This window comes from Luteitalea sp., from assembly GCA_009377605.1.
Taxonomy (GTDB): domain Bacteria; phylum Acidobacteriota; class Vicinamibacteria; order Vicinamibacterales; family Vicinamibacteraceae; genus WHTT01.
The window spans coordinates 16,817-35,792 of sequence record WHTT01000029.1 but is presented as its reverse complement, the minus strand read 5'-3'; the positions used below and the strand labels follow the sequence as shown (position 1 = coordinate 35,792).

At 66.3% G+C, this 18,976-nt stretch carries 18 protein-coding genes; 4 read left to right on the top strand and 14 right to left on the bottom strand.

All coding sequences use genetic code 11. The features are described 5' to 3' along the window. Positions 1–6 precede the first annotated feature (6 nt). Positions 7–231 carry a hypothetical protein gene (locus GEV06_11875; GenBank protein MPZ18594.1) on the top strand — a complete coding sequence of 75 codons (225 nt, stop codon included), beginning with the start codon at positions 7–9 and terminating at the stop codon, positions 229–231. Here GEV06_11875 and GEV06_11870 read toward each other — a convergent pair. Next, on the bottom strand, positions 221–1,735 hold the full coding sequence (locus GEV06_11870) for a leucyl aminopeptidase (protein ID MPZ18593.1): 1,515 nt from the start codon (positions 1,733–1,735) through the stop codon (positions 221–223). The genes GEV06_11875 and GEV06_11870 overlap by 11 nt on opposite strands. Positions 1,736–1,830: 95 nt before the next feature. Between GEV06_11870 and GEV06_11865 the strand changes: the two genes are divergently transcribed. Next, a complete protein-coding gene (locus GEV06_11865; GenBank protein ID MPZ18592.1) occupies positions 1,831–2,289 on the top strand; it encodes a hypothetical protein in 459 nt (152 codons plus the stop codon). Positions 2,290–2,366: 77 nt separating this feature from the next. Here the strand turns inward: GEV06_11865 and GEV06_11860 are convergent, their stop codons facing one another. The 13 genes from GEV06_11860 to GEV06_11800 form a co-directional block, all read right to left on the bottom strand. After that, complete coding sequence (locus GEV06_11860) at positions 2,367–2,885, bottom strand: hypothetical protein (protein ID MPZ18591.1); 519 nt, start codon at positions 2,883–2,885, stop codon at positions 2,367–2,369. Between the two features lie 96 nt (positions 2,886–2,981). Continuing rightward, positions 2,982–4,418: a prephenate dehydrogenase/arogenate dehydrogenase family protein gene (locus GEV06_11855; GenBank protein MPZ18590.1), complete on the bottom strand. Its 1,437-nt coding sequence runs from the start codon at positions 4,416–4,418 to the stop codon at positions 2,982–2,984. Positions 4,419–4,622: 204 nt separating this feature from the next. Then, on the bottom strand, positions 4,623–5,672 hold the full coding sequence (gene aroF / locus GEV06_11850) for a 3-deoxy-7-phosphoheptulonate synthase (GenBank protein MPZ18589.1): 1,050 nt from the start codon (positions 5,670–5,672) through the stop codon (positions 4,623–4,625). A 51-nt stretch (positions 5,673–5,723) separates the two neighbouring features. Further along, entirely contained in the window at positions 5,724–6,050 is a 327-nt protein-coding gene (pheA, locus tag GEV06_11845; protein ID MPZ18588.1) for a chorismate mutase, read from the bottom strand. Continuing rightward, positions 6,047–6,853 (bottom strand): tryptophan synthase subunit alpha, encoded by an 807-nt coding sequence (locus tag GEV06_11840; GenBank protein ID MPZ18587.1) that lies wholly within the window; start codon positions 6,851–6,853, stop codon positions 6,047–6,049. The genes pheA and GEV06_11840 overlap by 4 nt, the downstream gene beginning before the upstream one ends. Then, on the bottom strand, positions 6,850–8,112 hold the full coding sequence (trpB, locus tag GEV06_11835) for a tryptophan synthase subunit beta (GenBank protein ID MPZ18586.1): 1,263 nt from the start codon (positions 8,110–8,112) through the stop codon (positions 6,850–6,852). The genes GEV06_11840 and trpB overlap by 4 nt, the downstream gene beginning before the upstream one ends. 19 nt (positions 8,113–8,131) lie before the next feature. Further along, complete coding sequence (locus tag GEV06_11830) at positions 8,132–8,776, bottom strand: phosphoribosylanthranilate isomerase (GenBank protein ID MPZ18585.1); 645 nt, start codon at positions 8,774–8,776, stop codon at positions 8,132–8,134. 20 nt (positions 8,777–8,796) lie between these two features. Beyond that, entirely contained in the window at positions 8,797–9,624 is an 828-nt protein-coding gene (gene trpC, locus GEV06_11825) for an indole-3-glycerol phosphate synthase TrpC (GenBank protein ID MPZ18584.1), read from the bottom strand. Continuing rightward, positions 9,624–10,646, bottom strand: coding sequence for an anthranilate phosphoribosyltransferase (gene trpD / locus GEV06_11820; protein ID MPZ18583.1), 1,023 nt, complete (start codon positions 10,644–10,646; stop codon positions 9,624–9,626). The genes trpC and trpD overlap by 1 nt, the downstream gene beginning before the upstream one ends. Continuing rightward, positions 10,627–11,214 (bottom strand): anthranilate/aminodeoxychorismate synthase component II, encoded by a 588-nt coding sequence (locus tag GEV06_11815; GenBank protein ID MPZ18582.1) that lies wholly within the window; start codon positions 11,212–11,214, stop codon positions 10,627–10,629. The genes trpD and GEV06_11815 overlap by 20 nt, the downstream gene beginning before the upstream one ends. Before the next feature lie 149 nt (positions 11,215–11,363). Beyond that, complete coding sequence (trpE, locus tag GEV06_11810) at positions 11,364–12,848, bottom strand: anthranilate synthase component I (protein MPZ18581.1); 1,485 nt, start codon at positions 12,846–12,848, stop codon at positions 11,364–11,366. 5 nt (positions 12,849–12,853) lie between these two features. Next, entirely contained in the window at positions 12,854–14,338 is a 1,485-nt protein-coding gene (locus GEV06_11805) for a type I 3-dehydroquinate dehydratase (GenBank protein ID MPZ18580.1), read from the bottom strand. Positions 14,339–14,424: 86 nt separating this feature from the next. Further along, on the bottom strand, positions 14,425–14,655 hold the full coding sequence (locus GEV06_11800; GenBank protein ID MPZ18579.1) for a hypothetical protein: 231 nt from the start codon (positions 14,653–14,655) through the stop codon (positions 14,425–14,427). A gap of 89 nt (positions 14,656–14,744) precedes the next feature. Between GEV06_11800 and GEV06_11795 the strand changes: the two genes are divergently transcribed. Together GEV06_11795 and GEV06_11790 are read left to right on the top strand one after the other, a co-directional pair. Next, on the top strand, positions 14,745–16,610 hold the full coding sequence (locus tag GEV06_11795) for a hypothetical protein (protein MPZ18578.1): 1,866 nt from the start codon (positions 14,745–14,747) through the stop codon (positions 16,608–16,610). Positions 16,611–16,702: 92 nt separating this feature from the next. Further along, positions 16,703–18,919, top strand: coding sequence for a hypothetical protein (locus GEV06_11790; protein MPZ18577.1), 2,217 nt, complete (start codon positions 16,703–16,705; stop codon positions 18,917–18,919). Positions 18,920–18,976: the final 57 nt, after the last annotated feature.

The following is an 18,976-nucleotide window of genomic DNA, read 5'->3' as shown; positions in this document are numbered from 1 at the left end:
AGGGGTATGGGTGGACAGCCGCATACGCCCATCGTCGTGAGAGAGGTGCCGCCGCCCAGCACGCAGACTGGCGTGGCCGACGTCTTGGTGGGATCGCTTGGCTTGGCGGGGCTGCTGCTGGTCGGCGCGCTCGTCGCCGGGGCAGTACTAGGGGTCATTGTCGTCAGCGTCAAGCGCTGGCGGGACCGTCATCGCAGCGTCGAGACCGAGTTCGTCCAGCTCAAGTTGTAGCGGGAAACCGACCGCTCGTCAGCGTGAGCTCTGCAAGCGTTCGCACGGCCACGCCGGTTGCCCCCTTGGGCTGATACGGTGTGGCGTCATCCGCCCAGGCCGTGCCGGCAATGTCCAGATGTGCCCACGGCAGCCCGCCCGTGAACTCCTTCAGAAATGCGGCGGCTGTAATCGCCCCAGCCGCTCGGCCGCCGATGTTCTGGAGGTCGGCAATCTCACTCTCGAGCAGCTCCGTGTAGTCCTCGAACAACGGCATCGGCCATAGCCGATCGCCGGCGTGCTCCCCGGTCTCTCGAACGAGCTCGACCCACGAAGCCGGTTGTCCAAACAAACCGCTCGTCGTGCGTCCCAGCGCGACGACGCAGGCTCCCGTGAGTGTGGCCACGTCGACCAGGTGTGTGGCGCCCAGCTCACGCGCGTACCACAACGCATCTGCGAGAATCAGGCGGCCCTCGGCATCCGTGTTGAGTACTTCTACGGTCTTGCCGGTCGCGCTTCGCAGCACGTCGCCTGGCTTGATCGCGCGCCCGCCGACCATGTTCTCCGTGGCCGGTATCACGCCGACGACCGATACCGGCGGCTGCAGCTGCGCCACGGCGTGGAGCGCTGCCAGAACCGACGCGCCGCCGGCCATGTCGTGCTTCATCTTGTCCATGCCATCCGCTGGCTTGATCGAGACACCGCCAGTATCAAAGGTGACCCCCTTTCCTACCAAGCCGAGCACGGCATCGCTCACAGTTTCCGGCGGCGTGTATCTCACGACCAACACGCACGGCGGCTCGACGCTCCCTCGAGACACGCCAGCCATGAGCCCCATACCCAACTCTTGAATGCGACTCTCGTCGAGCACGTCGATGGCGAGACCCCTGTTCGCCAGCAGCTCGTGCGCACGCTCGGCGAAGCTGCGGGGTGTCAGCAAATTGGACGGTTCGTTCGACAGCCCCCGTGCGAGGTTGGTCGCCTCGCCAAGGACCACGCCGCGCTCAGCAGCTGCCGTCACGCTCTTTTCCTCACCATCGGCGATAATGGCCGCCTCGCGCAACGCGCCCTGGTCCCGTTCGCGCGTCTTGTAGGGATCCGTCTGGAAGCTTGCAAGCACGAGGCCCTCGGCCAGGGCTTGGGCGCAGGCCTGTCGATCGAGCGGGCCACGCTGTACCAAGGCAAGCCGCCCAATGCGCTGCCTGCGCGCCAGCAAGCCGGCCGCGGTCGCCAGACGTCTCGTCCGCTCGAGCGTGAGCTGGTTCCGAGGGCCCGCGCCCATCACCAGCACCCGCCGGCAGCGCCAGTTGGCATCATCGACGTGAAGCCAATGCGTCTCGTAAAGCTTGCCGCGTATCTCCTGGTTCCCCCTGAGGCGCGCGAGCTCTCCACCGGACGCATCGTTCCACTGCGCAAGGTCGGCGCCTGCGTCGTCGACAAAGACAGGGAGGACTATGAGATCGGTGGTGACGAGGCGTGGAGTGGCGCCTGTCACCGACAACGAGAGGCGGGTCTGACTAGCCATGCGCCCGATTATAACCAGGGCGCAGCTCTTGCTCACCTCGGCTCGGAGGCGCTACGATTGGCGCGCTCAGCACATTTGGTGAAAGAACGGACGCCATGCCCTGGATATCCCGGCTATTCGCGTTGGTGGCTTCCCTCGCGGCCGCCTGGTTAGCGGTCATAGCACTGGTCCAGCACCCTATCCTGGCCGAGGCGCGCGACGACGAGCGGCCGGCGCTCGCGCTCAAGGCCACGCCGCAGGTGGGCTTCGCGCCCGCGGAGATTCGCCTCTCGGTCGAGGTCAAGGGAGGCCCGGACGATTACGAGAGGTTCTATTGTCCGGCCATCGAGTGGGATTGGGGAGACGAGACGAGCTCCGAGCTGCGATCCGATTGCGATCCTTACGAGCAAAGGAAGAGCGAGATCACGCGTCGCTACAGGACAACGCACATCTATCAGACAGCAGGTAACTACCGCATTGTGTTTCGGTTGAAGCGCGGCAGCCGCGTGGTCGGATCTGCCAGCACGGCGGTCCAGGTACGGTCGGGACTTCGTGATCCAGGCAACCCTTGGTGAACAGACTGCCTCCCTGCCGCGCCCTACCATCTTGCGAGCCCCGACACTTGACCCAAAGGCGTCGAGTGTCGGGGTTCTCAAGCGTTCTCGCCGATAACGACGAGCTGAACCTCCACGAAGCCTGTAGACCCAACGTTCCACGTTCGCGCTTCGCGCTCCGGCGGACAAGCTAGGGCGGGCGGCTCGCTCGCGAGGCGCCAAGCCCGCACCGCGATGGGGCCCTGATCGTGCTGCCACACGGGGCCGCAGATAAGGTAGACGAACTCCGTGTAGCTCGCTTCTTCGAGGTCTCGTGGAGACGGCACCGGCGGCGTATTGGGATGAGAATGGTACGCGCCCACGACACGACGCCCAGTTGCTCGCGCTCGCCGAACTGCGGCGAGATGATCCGCCGGGTCAACGAGAAAGCGAGACGACGAGGCCTGGAGATTGCGGGCCGGGACGGCCTCGTCGATACGCTCGTCGGTCCCCAGGATCAGACCGCAGCACTCGTTTGGCCACTCAGCCCTTGCATGCTCGGTGATTCGTTCGATCACCTGCCGCGCCACGCTCACGCGCGGTCCCTGGCGCTTGGTGCTCGCTTCCTCATGCGGCATCGTCGGGGTACATTCACGTGTCGTGGGGGCGGACGCCTCGGCGAGGCGTCCCTACCGCCACGATGGTAGGGCGCGTTCGCCGAACGCGCCGTGCTCCTACCCTGGCAACCAAGCCTCGTATTCTTCCTGGTGATACAGCGTGAAGCCTCGCGCGAAGTAGTTGCGTAGCGCCGCCGGGTGGTCGAGCGAGCACGTGTGGACCCACAACCGGCGCGCCCCCGCAGCCCATCCCGCCTTCGCGGCCGCAGTGAGCAGCCCCTTGCCATAACCCCGGCCGATGAACTCCTCGAGCAGCCCAAAGTACGCAATCTCCGTGTTGCCGTCATCAGCACTTCTCAGCTCGAAGAACCCCGCGGGGGCTCCCCCGACCCGCAGCAGCCACAGCTCGAGTCCAGGTCGAGCGAGGTGCCGACCGATGCGCTCGTCGTTCCAGTCGTAGCGCTCGCGCCAGTGGTACCGGCGGCCGACCTCTCGATACAGATAGCGGTAGAACGATGGTGGGCCGTTGCGTATCTGCTCTACGCATGCCGAGGCGTCGTTCAGCGCTGCCGGCTTGAGGGCGTCAGGAGAGGTCATTTCGAGGTAGAACCGGGTGGCCACCACCCTCCTACGACCGCGTCCGCTGGCGGGAGGCCTGGGCTCCCACGCAGGTGCGGCTGTTTGAGTTGGGACGTTTGACTGGAAGGCAATACGCGATTCGAGCGTGCGCCGCCAATCGTTGCCGCTCTCGAGGAGCCCGCGCAACGCCGACGAGTCTGCATTCTCCGGATGAGCCCCGGTCACCGCGTGCACGAACGCCTCGACCGCCCGGCCGATCTCATCCGCATTCGTCTGCAGAATGTCAATCCAGACGGAGGCGGGACTGGCCGCGAGCCGCGTGGTGTCGAGCAGACCTGTGCCCGACAACGCGAGGTCGTGTGTGCCGCCGAGCGCGGAGCCGATCGTGTGCATCAGCGCACTGGCCACCAACTGCGGCAGATGACTCACGTATGCCATCAGCCGATCGTGCTCCTGCGCATCCACCAGTCGGGGATATGCCTCGATGCCGGCAGCCAGGGCTGCGATGGAGGCCACAGCGGCGCTCTGCGCCTCACCGGGCAGCGGCGTCAGCAGCCACGGCTTGCCCGCGAAGAGGTCGGCGCGCGCGCGGTCGAAACCGCCTGGCGCGTCGCCCGCGAGGGGATGGCCACCAACAAACGCGTACGGCCGATGCAGCGCCTGGGCGGCGGCGAGGATCGCACGCTTCGTGCTGCCAACGTCGGTGACGACCGCGTTTCCCGAGAGATGGGCGGTCAGCGGCTCGAGCAACGCGATGTTCTGGGCGACGGGCGTTGCGAGCACCGTGACGTCGGCGCCCGTGACCGCAGCCAGCTCAGACGCCACATGAAAGCCGGCGCTCCGCGCCGCCGGCATCTCAGGTGCATCGGCTCGCTCGATCGCGACGACCTCGCAGTCGGGCCAGGCACGGCGCACGGCCAGACCGAGCGACCCACCGATCAGGCCGAACCCAACGATCGCAAGGCGCCGAAACATCGCTTCAGAAAGGGTGTGACACCGGGGCAGGTCTTAAAGGTTCGAGGTTCGAGGTTTGAGGTTCGAGGTTGGGGGAGTGCGAACGCTTTGGGGCTAGCGTCGATCGCCTCGGCGCGTCGCGAACCTGCAACCTCGAACCTCCAACGTAACCCCAACTTCCAGCCCTGCACTCAACCTCGAACTTCGAACCTCGAACCTCAAACCTCACTGCCCCCAGCCGCGGCGGGCGACCGGCTCCAAACAGATGCTACGCCCAATGGCCGGCGCAATGATTCGGAGCTCTGCCATCAAACGATCGAACTGCGTGGGATAGAGCGACTGGGCGCCGTCGCTGAGCGCGTGATCCGGGTCACAGTGAACCTCGATGAGCAGGCCATCGGCACCTGCAGCAACGGCTGCTCGCGCCATGGGCGCGACCTTGTCCCGTCGCCCCGTGCCATGGCTTGGGTCGACGAAAATGGGAAGGTGACTCAGCTTCTTCACGACGGGGATGGCCGAGATATCGAGCGTGTTCCGCGTGTAGCTCTCGAACGTGCGGATACCACGCTCGCAGAGGATGACCTCCATATTGCCACCTGCGAGCACATACTCCGCGGAGAGCAGCAGCTCCTCGATGGTGGCGGAGATCCCGCGCTTGAGCAGCACCGGTTTGCGTACGCGGCCGAGCTCGCGCAGGAGCGTGAAGTTCTGCATGTTGCGGGCGCCAACCTGATAGATGTCGACGTAGCGCTCCAAGAGCTCGATCTGACTCGCGTCCATGACCTCCGAGACGAGCTGCAGGTCGTGCTCCTTGGCCGCCGAGCCGAGCAGCCGCAGCCCCTCCTCACCGAGGCCCTGGAAGCTGTAGGGCGATGTGCGCGGCTTGAACGCGCCACCCCGCAGGATCTTGCCGCCACCGCGTTTCACCGCGGCTGCCGCCGACATGACCTGCTGCTCGTTCTCCGCCGAGCATGGCCCGGCCATCACGACCACCTCGTCGCCACCTATGCGGACGTCGCCGACGTTGACAATCGTGTTCTCTGGCCTGAACGTGCGGCTCGCCAACTTGTACGGCTCGGTAATCCGCAGCACTTCACGGACGCCGTCGAGCACCTCGACGAGCCGCGGATCCGCCTTGCGATTGTTGCCGACCGCGCCAATGACCGTGCGCAGCGCACCCGTCGATCGGTGCACGTCGTATCCCATCTCGACCAGTTGCGCGATGACCTTCTGGACTTGATCTTCGCTCGCTCGTTCTTGCATGACGACCACCATGATTCTTCTCCCTGGGAGCCAATCGGAAACGGAGACAGTCCCCGTTCTCCCTTAATCGTTCGTGTCCAACGCATCCGCAAGGCCGTTTGGCTCGGCCGTGTCCGGGGTGAGCCCCTCGTGGACCACCCGTTCGAGTCGCCGGTTCTCGTCGATGATCCGCTCGAACAGCCGCGTGATCGCAGCATCGTCGAGCGGGCCATCATTACGGCGACGGACGTGCTCGAGCACGTCATGCTCGCGATCCGGCTGGTAGATATCCAACCCCGCTTCTTTCTTGAAACGTCCTACCTGCAGGGCGCAGCTCGCGCGCCGGTTGAGCAGCCGGACGAGTCGCTCGTCAATGGCATCGATCGCGCGCCTGAGCTCGTCAATGCTCATGCCGTTGGCTCGCTTCCATTGCGGAGCCAGCGCACGAACTCGCTCACGCGTGCTTCGAGCGCCGGTGCATCTGCATGGTTGGCCACCTCCGCCACCAGCGCGCTACCCACGACGGCCGCGTCCGCCCAGCCGCCGACCTCATGGACGTGCTCGGGCCGGGATAAACCAAACCCCACGGCAACGGGCATCGTCGTCTGCTGCCGGATGCGGCCGACGAGCGCTTGCGCCTCTGCGGCGATCCGATCCCGCATACCTGTCACGCCGAGGCGTGAGATCGCATACAGGAAGCCGCGGCCGGCCTCGGCCGAGCGGCGGATCCGATCGTCGCTGGTCGTTGGGCTGACGAGGCAGATCGGATCGAGCTGGGCCGAGGACAACGCTTCATGGAACGGCGCTGCCTCTTCGATCGGCACGTCGACGAGCAGCACGCCATCGACGCCGACGTCAGCCGCGCGTGCCGCGAACGGTGCCACACCCATGCGCACGACCGGGTTGGCGTACGTGAAGAGCACGATTGGCGCGCGGACGGCCGCGCGCTGCTCGCCGATCAACTCGAGTGTCGCGGAAAGCGTCATCCCGGCGGCCAGCGCCCGCTCCGAGGCGCGCTGGATGATCGGACCGTCAGCGAGCGGGTCCGAGAACGGGACCCCGATCTCGATCACATCGGCGCCCCCCGCATCTACCGCGCGCAGCACGCCGGCCGTGCGCGCGCGATCGGGATCGCCAGCCGTGATAAAGGCGACGAGCCCGCAACGTCGCTCCACCTTGAGACGCGCGAACGTCTCGGCGATCCGCTGACTCACCGACCCACCTCCTCTGTCTCGCGCCGGCGTGTGGCCAAGGCCCGCTGCACGGACTGAACGTCCTTGTCGCCGCGCCCGGACAGGTTCACGAGAATCAATGCGCCCCGGCCGCCCTCCTGTCCGATCGCCCGCACGGCCGCCAGCGCATGCGACGACTCGAGCGCTGGTAAGATCCCTTCGAGCTTACCGAGCGCCAAGAACGCCTCCAGCGCTTCGTCGTCGCTGGCGTACCGATACTCGGCGCGTCCCTGCGCCGCGAGCCACGCATGCTCGGGGCCGACTGCCGGGTAATCGAGGCCCGCCGAAATGGAGTGTGTGAGCTCGATGTTGCCGTGATCGTCCTGGAGCAGCAGCGTCCTGGTACCTTGCAGAACACCAGGCGCACCGCCCGCAAACCGCGCCGCATGCCGGCCTGGGCTGATGGCAGTGCCGCCAGCCTCGACGCCAATCAGGCGCACCGACACGTCCTCGATGAACGCATCGAAGATCCCCAGCGCATTGCTGCCTCCTCCCACGCAGGCCACCACGGCGTCTGGCAGCCGGCCGAACCGTGCCAGACACTGCTCGCGTGCTTCCTGGCCAATGACCGATTGGAACTCGCGAACCATCAACGGATATGGATGTGGCCCAAGCACCGACCCCAGCAGGTAGTGCGTGTGGCGAACATTGGTCACCCAGTCGCGCATGGCTTCGTTGATCGCGTCCTTGAGCGTGCAGCTCCCCGCATCGACGCGATGCACCGAGGCGCCCAACAGCTCCATGCGAAACACGTTGAGCGCCTGCCGGCGCATGTCCTCGGCGCCCATGTAGATGTCGCACTCGAGGCCGAGTAGCGCACAGACCGTTGCCGTGGCCACGCCATGTTGGCCGGCGCCGGTCTCCGCCACGATGCGCCGCTTGCCCATGCGCACGGCGAGCAGCGCTTGGCCGAGCGCGTTGTTGATCTTGTGCGCTCCGGTATGCGCGAGGTCCTCCCGCTTGAGGACGATACGCGCGTCGCCGCACTCGGCAGCAAACCGCCGCGCCTCGTGGAGCGGCGTGGGACGGCCGGCATACTCGTGAAACAGCCGCATCAGCTCCTCGCGAAACGTTCCGTCCCGCCGCACGGCGAGGTACGCGTCCGTGAGCTCCGCAATGGGGGCGACCAACGTCTCGGGCACGAAGCGCCCTCCGAACGGTCCGAAGTATCCGCGCTCGTCCGGATCGCGCCGGGCAAAGACCGGCCCTGGCGTCGCCATCACGGTGGTGTCGTTGGACATGCTGATCTCCGTGCCCGACTTAGGGCCTACACACGGCATCCATGAACGCGCGCATGCGATCGTGGTCCTTGACGCCTGGCGCGCGCTCGACGCCAGACGCCACATCGACCGCGTACGGCCGCACCGCTCCAATCGCCTCCGCGACGTTGTCCGGTCGAAGACCGCCGGAGAGGATGACGCGGCGTTGACCGGCGATGCGCGCGGCAGCCCTCCAATCGATTTGCTGCCCCGTGCCGCCGCGCCGTACCGGATCGATGGCATCCAGCAAGATCGTCACGCGCTCTCTTGGAGCACTCACCCACTCGCTCGTGGCGTACTCGCCGACGTCGAGCGCCTTGATGACGCGGCACGGAATCCGCTGCAGGTGATCGACGCTTTCGTGCCCGTGTAATTGGACCGCGCCCAAGCCCAAGCTGACCGCCATCCGAATCACCTCTTCCATCGGTTGGTCCACGAAGACGCCAACCACGGTCGTGAACGGGGGCACCGCGTCGACGATGCTTCTTGCCTGCGGCATCGTCACGGCACGCGGGCTGTTCGGCCAAAACACGAGTCCAATCGCCGACGCGCCGAGCGCTGCCGCGAGGGCGGCGTCCTGCGGCCGTGTCACGCCGCATATCTTGACGGCAACGCTCGCGCTCTGGAAGAGCGGTTCGTTGGCCACGTTTGCGCGAGCGGCGCGGCTCACCGGCTCTCCCTCCCAGTGAGCGCGGTCGCCTCGTCGATCACCTCCGCGAGCGCGCGACCCGGACTCGGCGCCGTCATGAACCGCTCGCCGACGAGGAACGCGTCGTAGCCTCGCTCCCGTAGGCGCCCGAGATCGGTGCCGGTGCGCAGACCACTCTCCGCGACGGCGACACGATCGTCCGGGATCTCGTCGATCAGACGTTCCGCGACATCGAGCGAGACCTCGAGCGTCTGGAGATTTCGATTGTTCACGCCGATGATGGAGGCCCCGGCCGACAACGCGGTAGTCAGCTCGACCTCGTCGTGCACCTCGACCAGCGCCGCCAATCCAAGCGTCTGCGCCTCGCCCAGCAGGCTCGTGAGCGCGGGCTCGTCGAGCGCAGCCACGATGAGCAACACCGCGTCGGCGCCCATGGCCCGCGCTTCGTGCAGTTGATACGCATCGACGATGAAGTCCTTGCGCAGGACTGGCACGGTCACGGTCTCACGTACTGCAGTGAGATGGTCAGGGTGACCGTCGAAGAACGTTGGCTCCGTGAGAACAGAAATGGCTGCCGCGCCCGCGGCCTCGTACTCGTCTGCGATGGCCGCGGCGTCGTACGCGTTGCGGAGAAGGCCACGTGCTGGCGATCGCCGCTTGCACTCGGCAATGACATTGACGCGGTCTGCCTTGGTCAGCGCTTCGACGAACGACCTGCTCCTCGGCAGACGCACCGGCGCCTCCGCGTCCAGCACTGCGCAGGGCCGGCGCGCCGCGCGGCCCTCGACGATGCGCTTGGTCGCGGCAACGACCGTGGACAGGAGGCTAGCGTTACTCTGACGCATCATCGTTCACCGTCGTCGTGGGATGCTTCGACCATGCGATCCAAGACCACGGCTGCGCGTCTCTCGTCGAGTGCGTTGGCAGCCATCTGGATGCCTTGTTGTAACGATGCCGCACGACCCGCAATGAACAGCGCGGCCCCCGCGTTCAACAGCACGATATCGCGCGCCGGTCCGACCTGCCCTTCGAGGACCGCGCGAGCAATCGCGGCATTGGTCGCTGCATCGCCACCGGTCAGATCCGTGAGCTGCCCTTTCGGCAAGCCGAAGTCAGCAGGGTGCACATAGAAGGTCCGCATCACCCCGTGCCGGCACTCGGAGACTTTCGAATATCCGGTTGTCGACAACTCGTCCAGGCCGTCCGCCGCATGCACCACCCACACGTGATCGGACCCCAAGAGCCCGAGCGTCCGCGCGACGAGCTCCGTCAATTCTGGCCGGGGCACGCCGACGAGCTGGCGGCGCGCGCCCGCGGGATTGGTCAACGGTCCGAGCAGGTTGAAGGCGCTCCGGACGCCGAGCTCTTTGCGCACGGGCGTCGCGTGCCGCATCGCCGGATGAAACGTCGGTGCAAAGAAGAACGCGATGCCGGCCGTGCGGAGGCTTCGCTCCACCACGGCGGGCGGTGCCCCGATCCGCACGCCAAGCGCCTCGAACACATCTGCACTGCCACACTGGCTCGAGACCGAGCGGTTGCCGTGCTTGGCCACCGGCACGCCGGCGGCGGCCACCACGAGCGCCGTCAACGACGACACGTTGATCGTGCCGGTTCCATCACCGCCGGTGCCGCAGGTGTCGAACGCGTCGTCGACCCGCGAGGAGAGTGGCACGGCAGCGGCCCGCATGGCACGCGCCAGGCCCACGAGCTCGGCCGGCCGCTCCCCCTTCGCACGCAGGGCCACGAGGAAGCCAGCGATCGTCGCCGCACCCGCCTCGCCGCGCATGATCGTGGCCATCGCCGCCTCGGTCGCGTCGGTCGTCAGGTCCTCGTGCCGCAGAAGTTGTTCAAGCAGCGTGCGGAACATTGCTGATCTCGAGGAAGTTTCTCAAAATGCGCCTGCCGACATCGGTCAGCACCGACTCCGGGTGGAACTGCACCCCGTACATGGGATACACGCGGTGCCGCAAGCCCATCATCGTCTGATCGTCGACGGTGCTCGCCGTGACGACGAGCGACTCCGGAACCTCTGTGGTGGACACGGTCAGCGAGTGGTAGCGGGCGGCCACGAACGTGCGATCGAGCCCGCGAAAGACGCCCTGGCCATCGTGCGCCACGAGCGAAGTCTTGCCGTGCATGAGACGGGCGGCCGGCACCACGCGCCCACCAAATGCCAGCCCCATCGCTTGGTGCCCCAAGCAGACGCCCAACATCGGTACAGTCGGGGCGAAGCGCTTGACGAGCTCCACCGTGATGCCGGCATGCTCGGGCCGTCCCGGTCCTGGCGATATCACGATGTGCTCCGGCCGCAGCGCTGCAACCTCATCGAGCGTTATCTGGTCGTTCCGCGTGACACGGAGCTCCGCGCCCAGCTCTCCGAGGTACTGCGCCAGGTTGAACGTGAACGAATCGTAGTTGTCGATCAGGAGAACCATAAGGTTCGAGGTTCAAGGTTCGAGGTTCAAGGTTAAATGTGCAAAGTCGACGCTGCACGGGTTGAATTCCGACGTTGAAGGTCGAAAGTTCGAGGCTTCCACGCTGGTTTCCCCTCACCTCGAACCTCGCACCTCGAACCTCGAACCTTCTAAGTCATACGCTGTGCGAGCTCGAGGGCATGGAACAACGCTTGCGCCTTATTACACGATTCCTCGTACTCCATCGCCGGGTTGGAATCCGCCACGACGCCCCCCCCGGCTTGAACCTGAGCGATGCCGTTGCGCATCGCAATCGTTCTGATTGCAATGCAGCAATCGAGGTTTCCGGCGAAGTCCAGATAGCCCACCGCGCCGGCATAGATCCCCCGCCGGGTCGGTTCCAGCTCTGAGATGATCTCCATCGCGCGGATCTTCGGCGCGCCAGTGACCGTGCCGGCTGGGAAGCAGGCCACGAGTGCGTCGAGGCAATCCTGATCGTCGGCGAGCTGGCCCTCGACGCGCGAGACGAGGTGCATGACGTGCGAATAGCGCTCGAGCGCCATGTAGATGGGCACCCGCACCGTGCCGTAGTCGCACACACGCCCCAGATCGTTGCGTCCCAGATCGACGAGCATCACGTGCTCGGCGCGCTCTTTCTCGTCTCGCTTCAGCTCCTCCGCCAAGCGCAGGTCTTCCTCATCGGTGCGGCCGCGCGGCCGCGTGCCGGCAATGGGGTGTGTGGCCGCACGGCGACCCTCGACCCGCACCAACATCTCTGGCGAGGAGCCAACGATCGAGAGCTCACCAAGCCGCACGAAGAACATGTAGGGCGACGGATTGACGTAACGCAGCGCGCGGTACACGTTGAAGGGATCTACCGCCACCTCGACGTCGAATCGCTGCGACGGCACGATCTGATAGGCATCGCCCGCCGCGATGTACTCTTTCGCCGTGCACACGGCCGCCTCGTACGCCTCCCGTGTGAGGCGCGCGTTCACGACCGGCGCGGGAGCGTTGCGAGACGCCGGCTGCGAGGCGTAACGATCCAGCTCGCGCTCGAGAAAATCCAGGCGCGCGCAGGCGAACTGGTACAGCGTCTCGAGGCTCTCGCTCGGGGTGATTCGCGCGTTGGCAATCAGCAGGATTCGATGCTTGACATGATCGAATGCCAGCACCGTGTCGAACAGCATGAACGCCGCTTCGTCTTCCTCGCTCGGCTCCTGCGTAGCCCGTGCCCATGCATGCTCCAGAGAGGGCTCGAACCAGCGCACGGCATCGTAGCTCACATACCCCACCGCGCCGCCCGTGAATCGCGGAAGGCCCGGCACGAACGGCGCGCGATACTCCGCCATGAGCCCGCGCAGCGCCTCGATGAATGGCTTGTCGACCGCTGTCGTGCTCCCAGCCTTCTCGAGGAGTGTGCGCCCGTTCCGGGCACGCAATACCACGAACGGATCCTTGCCGAGAAACGAGTAGCGCGCGACCTGCTCACCGCCTTCCACGCTCTCGAGCAGGAACGCGTAATCGGCGTGCTCAGCGACGCGGAGGAATGCGGAGACCGGCGTGAGGAGGTCGGCGAGGCGCTCGCGGCACACCGGCACGAAGGTGCCGCGGCGCGCCAGGTCGACGAACTCCTCGAAGGTGGTCTGCTTCATCGTCGTCACTCCGCTCGAAGGCGCCGGAGCGCCGCCTCCCGCATGGCCTCGACCGGCGCGGGCCGGCCGGTCCACCACTCACACTGGCGCGCGGCCTGCACCACGAGCATCTCGAGCCCCGGAATCGTCTCGTGCCCGTGCGCCTGTGCCTCGCGCAGCAGCCGTGTCTCCTGCGGGTTCGTCACGAGGTCGTAGACGATCCGCCCGGGCCGGCCGGCGTCCGCCGGCGCCGGCGGCGATCCGCGGAGGCACGCCGTAGACAGCGGGAGCGCATCGACTTGGGGCCAGGTCCCGACTGGGGTCGCATTGACGAGTAAGTCCCAGCCGTCCGGTTGCGGCGGCCAGCCGCCAACGCGAGCCCCAAAGGCAGCCACGGCTTCCGCCTGCTCGCGCCGCCGCGCGTGGACGGTGACCTCCACGCCTTCGCCGACCAGACCCGCGACCACGGCGCGGGCGGCGCCACCGCCGCCGAGGACCGACGCAGCGATCCCCTGTAACGAGTGGCGCGCTCGAAGCGGCGCGAGAAACCCCTCCACGTCCGTGTTGCGCGCCTCCCAGCCATCTCGGCTGCGCCGCAAGGTGTTCGCGACACCGAGTTGTTCGGCCAACGCAGAGCGAGAAGCGGCGGCCGCAAGCGCTGATCGCTTGAACGGCGCCGTCACGCTGCAGCCACGAAGGTCCATGGCTTCGGCAAAGGTCAGGAAGTCATCGAAGTCCGGCGATTCACAGGGGACGTACGCGGCGTCGATGCCCAGCTCCGCGAACGCCGCGTTGTGCATCGCAGGCGAGAGCGAATGGCCGACCGGGCATCCAACAACGGCGTAGATCGTCGACGCGCGCGTGATCCGGTCGAGGCGAAACTCCTCGCGCAGACGAGCGACCGGCAGCTGACCTGGGGCGACGCCTTCTCCGCCATACGTCCAGCGCGAGCCGAAGCGAGCGGCGAGCACCCGGCTCGGCACACCCGCGACGCCCATGCCGATGACGACCACACCGCGATCGCGATATTGCTCGCCGAGCGCCAGGAGTGGAAGGAGGCTCGCCAGCCGCTCTACCCGTACGGCGACCTTCACCACCGCGGCTCGGCTGTCAGCCATGGCCTGGACCAGGGCGGCAAGATCGGCCGGCACGCCTTCGAAGTCGTGGAACGACACCACCACGCGCGACGGATCGCGCTCCAGAAGGCGCTCTCGAAACGAGGCGCGCCATTCCACGTCCACGAACTCCGCCCCACCGGTCAGCGCAGCGGTGAGCAGTTGCTCGCGCGCTTCCTCCGGCCCCTCGAACTGTCCACCCTCCCAGACCGGACGACACGAAACGACGACAGGCCGCTGCCGCCCTGCGAGGACCGCCGCGACTTCCGGCTCCTGGACGCCGTCCAGGCGCAGCTCGACCAAGTCCACGAGGGGACCGACCTCGTCGCGGGCGCGACGAAGGTCCTGGACCGTGGCTGCCGTCACCGTCCCGCACAAGCGCGCTGGTAAGCCCATAATGAAAAAGCCCCTTCAACCGGTGGCTGAAGGGGCTCGATTTGCTCGTGAGTCGTGCGCTTCGGTATTGCTGTTCTGCGCGCGATTTAGGTCTCCACCCCTCCGGCCACGATTCGGTACCACCACCGAAACGAGCCGCTAAAGCTCGTGGGGCGGTAGCCAAACGGGAATCGGAAGCGCGAAGGCGCGAACATGGTTCGATAGAAACTATCACAATCGGTGACGGGGTGACAAGGTGGAGAGGGACCCTGTGGAGAGGGACCCTGTGGAGAGGGACCCTGTGGAGAGGGACCCTGTCGGCCGCGTGGAAATACCACGTCCGGCGCGCACGTGTGGCGACCCGCTACCCCATCCGTGAATTCATGCTATAACGGCTCTAAGAGCCGTCTCGTTCGCGCCCTGTTCAATGACTACCTTTCGAGCTCTCGGAGCCGTGCTCGCTGCACTTGCTGGCGCCTGGCTCACCCTGGTGCCCGTGAGGGCCTCTTCCCCACTCGACTCACGTACGCCATTCATGCCGGTGAGTGAGGTGCGGGCCGGCATGCGCGGCACCGGTGTCTCGGTCTTTCAGGGGGCGACGCGCTCGGAGTTTCGCGTCCAGGTCCTCGGTGTTCTCGAGAACGTCCTCGGTGCCAGGCGGCGTCTCATTCTGGTCAAGCTGGAGGGCGGCCCGCTCGCGCAAGCAGGTGTTGTAGCCGGCATGAGTGGCAGCCCCGTCTTCATCGACGGTCGGCTGGTCGGCGCCGTCTCCTATGCGCTCGGCAACTTTGCGAAGGAGCCGATTGCCGGCATCACCCCCATCGAGGAAATGACCGAGGCCACCGCACGAGGCGCCTTCCGACCGGCCGCCGCCCGCCGCGCGCTTGCCGAGCTGCCGACGACGCGCGAAGCCTTGGCTGCTGCGCTCAGGGACACCTTCGACCGGCTGCGGCCATTTGCGCAATCCGCCGAGGAGCTTCGCGCGCTCGGGGTTCCCCCACAAACAGCCACACGCTACGGCGTGGCGCTGCGCCCTATCGCGACGCCGCTGACGTTGGGCGGTTTCAGCGGTGAGGCCGAGCGACTCTTGAGCTCGGCGTTCGCCTCTGCCGGCTTCACGCCGGTGACCGGCCAGCCCGCAGACGCGACCCCAACCCGTAAGCTTGGCCCGCTGCAGCCGGGTGACGCCATTGGTCTCAGCCTCATTCGTGGTGACCTCAGCCTGGGCGCCTCCGGCACCGTCACCTACGTGGACAAGGAGCGCGTGTATGCCTTTGGTCACCCGTTCTTGAATCTGGGGCCTGTCGACATCCCAATGACGCGCAGCTACGTGCACACGATTCTGCCAAGTCTCATGGAGTCGACCAAGATCGACAGCATGGGCGACGTCATTGGGAGGGTGCGCCAAGATCGAGCCACCGCCATCGCAGGCTCACTCGGTCCGGGCCCCCAGTTGGTTCCCCTGGCGCTGACGCTCGAGAGCGAGCAGGTGCCAACGCGCACGTTCCGTTTCGATCTCGTCAACGACCAACTTCTCACGCCCCTGCTCACGTTCGCTGCCGTGGCGAACACACTGCAGTCCTACGAGCGGGAGTTCGGCGCCGCAACGTTCACGGTGCGTGGCAAAGCCCAGGTGGCCGGCCACGGCGAGATCGAATTGGACGATGTCTTTGCGGGCGATACCTCGTCGACGGGAGCCGCAATGTACGTGGCGGGACCGGTCAACGCGCTTCTGCGCAATGACGTGGCCCCGGTCGAAATCGGGCCCGTCACGCTCACCATCACCTCCACGGAGCAACCGCGCACCGCCAGCATCGAACGCATTTGGGTGGACAACCCTCGGCCTCGCGCCGGCGAGACCGTTCGACTCCACGTGCTGACGCGCTCGTACCGCGGCGAGGAAATCGCCCGCACGCTGACGATCGAGATTCCAGAGTTTGCCCGCGGCGCCGTGTCTCTCGTCGTCGCGGACGCGCAAGCAATGGCCAAGGTGGATGGGACCGCCCCATCCCCACAGCAGGCCGAAAGCATCGACCAGATGATTCGCGTCTTCAACGAGGCGCGGCGTAACAATCGTGTCTACGTTCGCCTCATGAGCCCGTCGCCCGGCGCCGTCGTCAACGGACGCAAGATGCCCGCGCTGCCCCCTTCCGTCATGGCCGTGCTCAATGGCGAGCGCAACAGCAGCCGCGTTTCGTCGCTCGAGCAGGCTCCACTCGGCGAATGGGAGATTGCCACCCAAGACGTCGTCAGTGGCAACCGAAGACTGTCGCTAACCGTCCGAGAGCCTTGAAGGAAGTCCTTGGTGCTTGGTTCCTGGTGCGCTTTGGCGTACCGAAGCAGCGAGGCGTACTAGGTGCACCAAGAACCGGGAACCAAGAACCTATGAGACGTCCTGCGCATTACTGGCTCCTTCTTCTCTTCGTGCTCTCGTTGGCCACCGTGGTAGGCGCCTCAGAGCCCAAGTTCTGGACCGTTGCCAATCAATCGGGCTTCCTGAAAGGCAACGTCGACAACGTCGTCGTCGACAGTGATGGTCGTGTGACGCTTGGGCCGACGAGCAAGGTGCTCAGCGAGACGCAAGCTCCCTTCATTTGGGACCTGCACGTTGAACCCGACGGGGCACTCCTGGCGGGCACGGGCAATCAGGGGCAGGTGCTGCGGCTAACGCAAGCGGGCGAGTCCACGGTTCTCTTCGACAGTCAAGAGCTCCAGGTTCACGCGGTCCTCCGTGCACCGAACGGCAGCCTCTTCGTCGGCACGTCACCGGACGGCAGGATCTACCGCGTCAAAGGGGAGAAAGACAGCGCTCCCGTCTACGATCCACCCGACAAGTACATCTGGGCGTTGGCCGCGGCGGCAGACGGAACCGTGTACGCGGCGACCGGTAACAAGGGACGGGTCTATCGCATCAATGCGAAGGGCGAAGGCTCGCTATTCTACGACACGAAAGCGGCGCATGTGACCGCGTTGGCCCTCGATGAGAAGGGGCGCGTGCTCGCCGGCACCTCCTCACCGGGCCGTGTGTACCGCATCGACGCATCGGGGAAGGCGTTCGTGCTGCTCGACTCGCCGTTCAAACAGATTCAGGCGATTCGCCTTGGGCGCGACGGGACGATCTACGCAGCAGCCATGGATCCAACCGGCAAGTCGGCGCCAGCCGAATCGAAGTCCGACCCGACGGAGAGCTCCTCGGAGCAGCCTGTGCCAACCGTCACCACCGACGTTGTCGTCACAGGCGTCGGTGAGGTGCCGCTGAGCGCCGTCTCCGACCAAGCGAAGCCAGAGCCGGACGCCACACCAAGCGCAGCGCGAGGCGCCATTTACCGCATCGGCCCCGACGACATGTGGTCCAGCGTGTGGGAATCGGAGAGCGACCTTCCCTACGACGTCCGTGAGGAGCCCAGTGGGAGCCTGCTCGTGGCCACGGGCAACGAGGGCAAGGTCTACCGCCTCGAGGGTGACCCGGTCCGGACGGCGTTGGTCGCGCACGCCGCGGCCGAGCAGGTCACGCGCATTGAGGCCACACGGGACGCCGTCTATCTTGCAACGGCCAACCCGGGCAAGATCTTTCGGATGTCAACGGCACGCGCGACCGAGGGCACGTTCGTCTCCGAAGTCCGTGATGCAGAAACGGCCGCGCGATGGGGCACGCTCCGGTGGCGTGCCGAAACACCGCCCGGTACACGCGTGGAGCTGGCCACCCGTACCGGCAACACCAGCACCGCTGACGCCACGTGGAGTGACTGGTCCTCGCCGTACCGCAAGCCGACCGGCTCGACGATCGAAAGCCCTCCGGCCCGCTACATTCAATGGCGCGCGCGGCTCAGAGGATCGGCCTCGGCCAGCCCCATCTTGACATCCGTCACGACGACATACCTGCCACGCAACCGCCGGCCGGAGATTACCTCGCTGACCGTGCATCCGCCCGGCGTGGTCTTCCAACGCCCGTTCTCCATGAACGACACCGAGCTGGCGGGACTCGACAGCGCGACGGCCGGCCAGCGGGCGGCCGCAGCCTCCATCGCCGAAACCGATGGCGGCACCGTCCTTGGCCGGAAGCTGTACCAGAAAGGGCTGCAGACGTTCGCCTGGCAGGCGCGCGACGATGACGACGACTCCCTCGTCTACGGTTTGTCCTTCCGCCGTGCGGGCGAGAGAGAGTGGACGCCCATCGAGCACAACAAGACCGACGCTTTCTTCACCTGGGACACATCGTCGGTCGCCGACGGGACGTATGTCGTTCGTCTTGTTGCCTCCGATCAGGGCGCGAACCCCCCGGACACCGCGCTGAGCGTGGAGCGCGAGAGCGTGCCGTTCGAGATCGACAACACTCCCCCAACGATCGAGCGTGATCCGAAATCATCGGACGCCCCGGGTACCGTGTCCCTGATCGTCCGGGACGCGCATTCACCCATCCAACGCGTCGAATACAGCACGGATGCGCTCAGCTGGCGTGAAGCGTTTCCTGCGGATGGCATCGCGGATGGGCCGGACGAGCGCTACGCGATTCGCCTGAAAGGGGCTGGAGCTACACGCCTCATCGTGCGCGCCAGCGACACGATGGCCAACATCGCCACGAGCGAGTTCTCCATCAAGTAGGGCCGCCTCGCCGAGGCGGCCCTACCTCACCCAGACATCTCGACGGCGCATTCGACG

Excerpts from the sequence above, each read along its gene's own strand:
- GEV06_11855 (MPZ18590.1), bottom strand. The coding sequence starts at position 4,418 with ATGTTTCGGCGCCTTGCGATCGTTGGGTTCGGCCTGATCGGTGGGTCG.
- GEV06_11860 (MPZ18591.1), bottom strand. The coding sequence starts at position 2,885 with ATGCCGCATGAGGAAGCGAGCACCAAGCGCCAGGGACCGCGCGTGAGC.
- trpD (MPZ18583.1), bottom strand. The coding sequence starts at position 10,646 with ATGTTCCGCACGCTGCTTGAACAACTTCTGCGGCACGAGGACCTGACG.
- aroF (MPZ18589.1), bottom strand. The coding sequence starts at position 5,672 with ATGGTGGTCGTCATGCAAGAACGAGCGAGCGAAGATCAAGTCCAGAAG.
- trpC (MPZ18584.1), bottom strand. The coding sequence starts at position 9,624 with ATGCGTCAGAGTAACGCTAGCCTCCTGTCCACGGTCGTTGCCGCGACC.
- GEV06_11790 (MPZ18577.1), top strand. The coding sequence starts at position 16,703 with ATGAGACGTCCTGCGCATTACTGGCTCCTTCTTCTCTTCGTGCTCTCG.
- GEV06_11865 (MPZ18592.1), top strand. The coding sequence starts at position 1,831 with ATGCCCTGGATATCCCGGCTATTCGCGTTGGTGGCTTCCCTCGCGGCC.
- GEV06_11795 (MPZ18578.1), top strand. The coding sequence starts at position 14,745 with ATGACTACCTTTCGAGCTCTCGGAGCCGTGCTCGCTGCACTTGCTGGC.
- GEV06_11815 (MPZ18582.1), bottom strand. The coding sequence starts at position 11,214 with ATGGTTCTCCTGATCGACAACTACGATTCGTTCACGTTCAACCTGGCG.
- GEV06_11805 (MPZ18580.1), bottom strand. The coding sequence starts at position 14,338 with ATGGGCTTACCAGCGCGCTTGTGCGGGACGGTGACGGCAGCCACGGTC.
- pheA (MPZ18588.1), bottom strand. The coding sequence starts at position 6,050 with ATGAGCATTGACGAGCTCAGGCGCGCGATCGATGCCATTGACGAGCGA.
- trpB (MPZ18586.1), bottom strand. The coding sequence starts at position 8,112 with ATGTCCAACGACACCACCGTGATGGCGACGCCAGGGCCGGTCTTTGCC.
- GEV06_11870 (MPZ18593.1), bottom strand. The coding sequence starts at position 1,735 with ATGGCTAGTCAGACCCGCCTCTCGTTGTCGGTGACAGGCGCCACTCCA.
- trpE (MPZ18581.1), bottom strand. The coding sequence starts at position 12,848 with ATGAAGCAGACCACCTTCGAGGAGTTCGTCGACCTGGCGCGCCGCGGC.
- GEV06_11875 (MPZ18594.1), top strand. The coding sequence starts at position 7 with ATGGGTGGACAGCCGCATACGCCCATCGTCGTGAGAGAGGTGCCGCCG.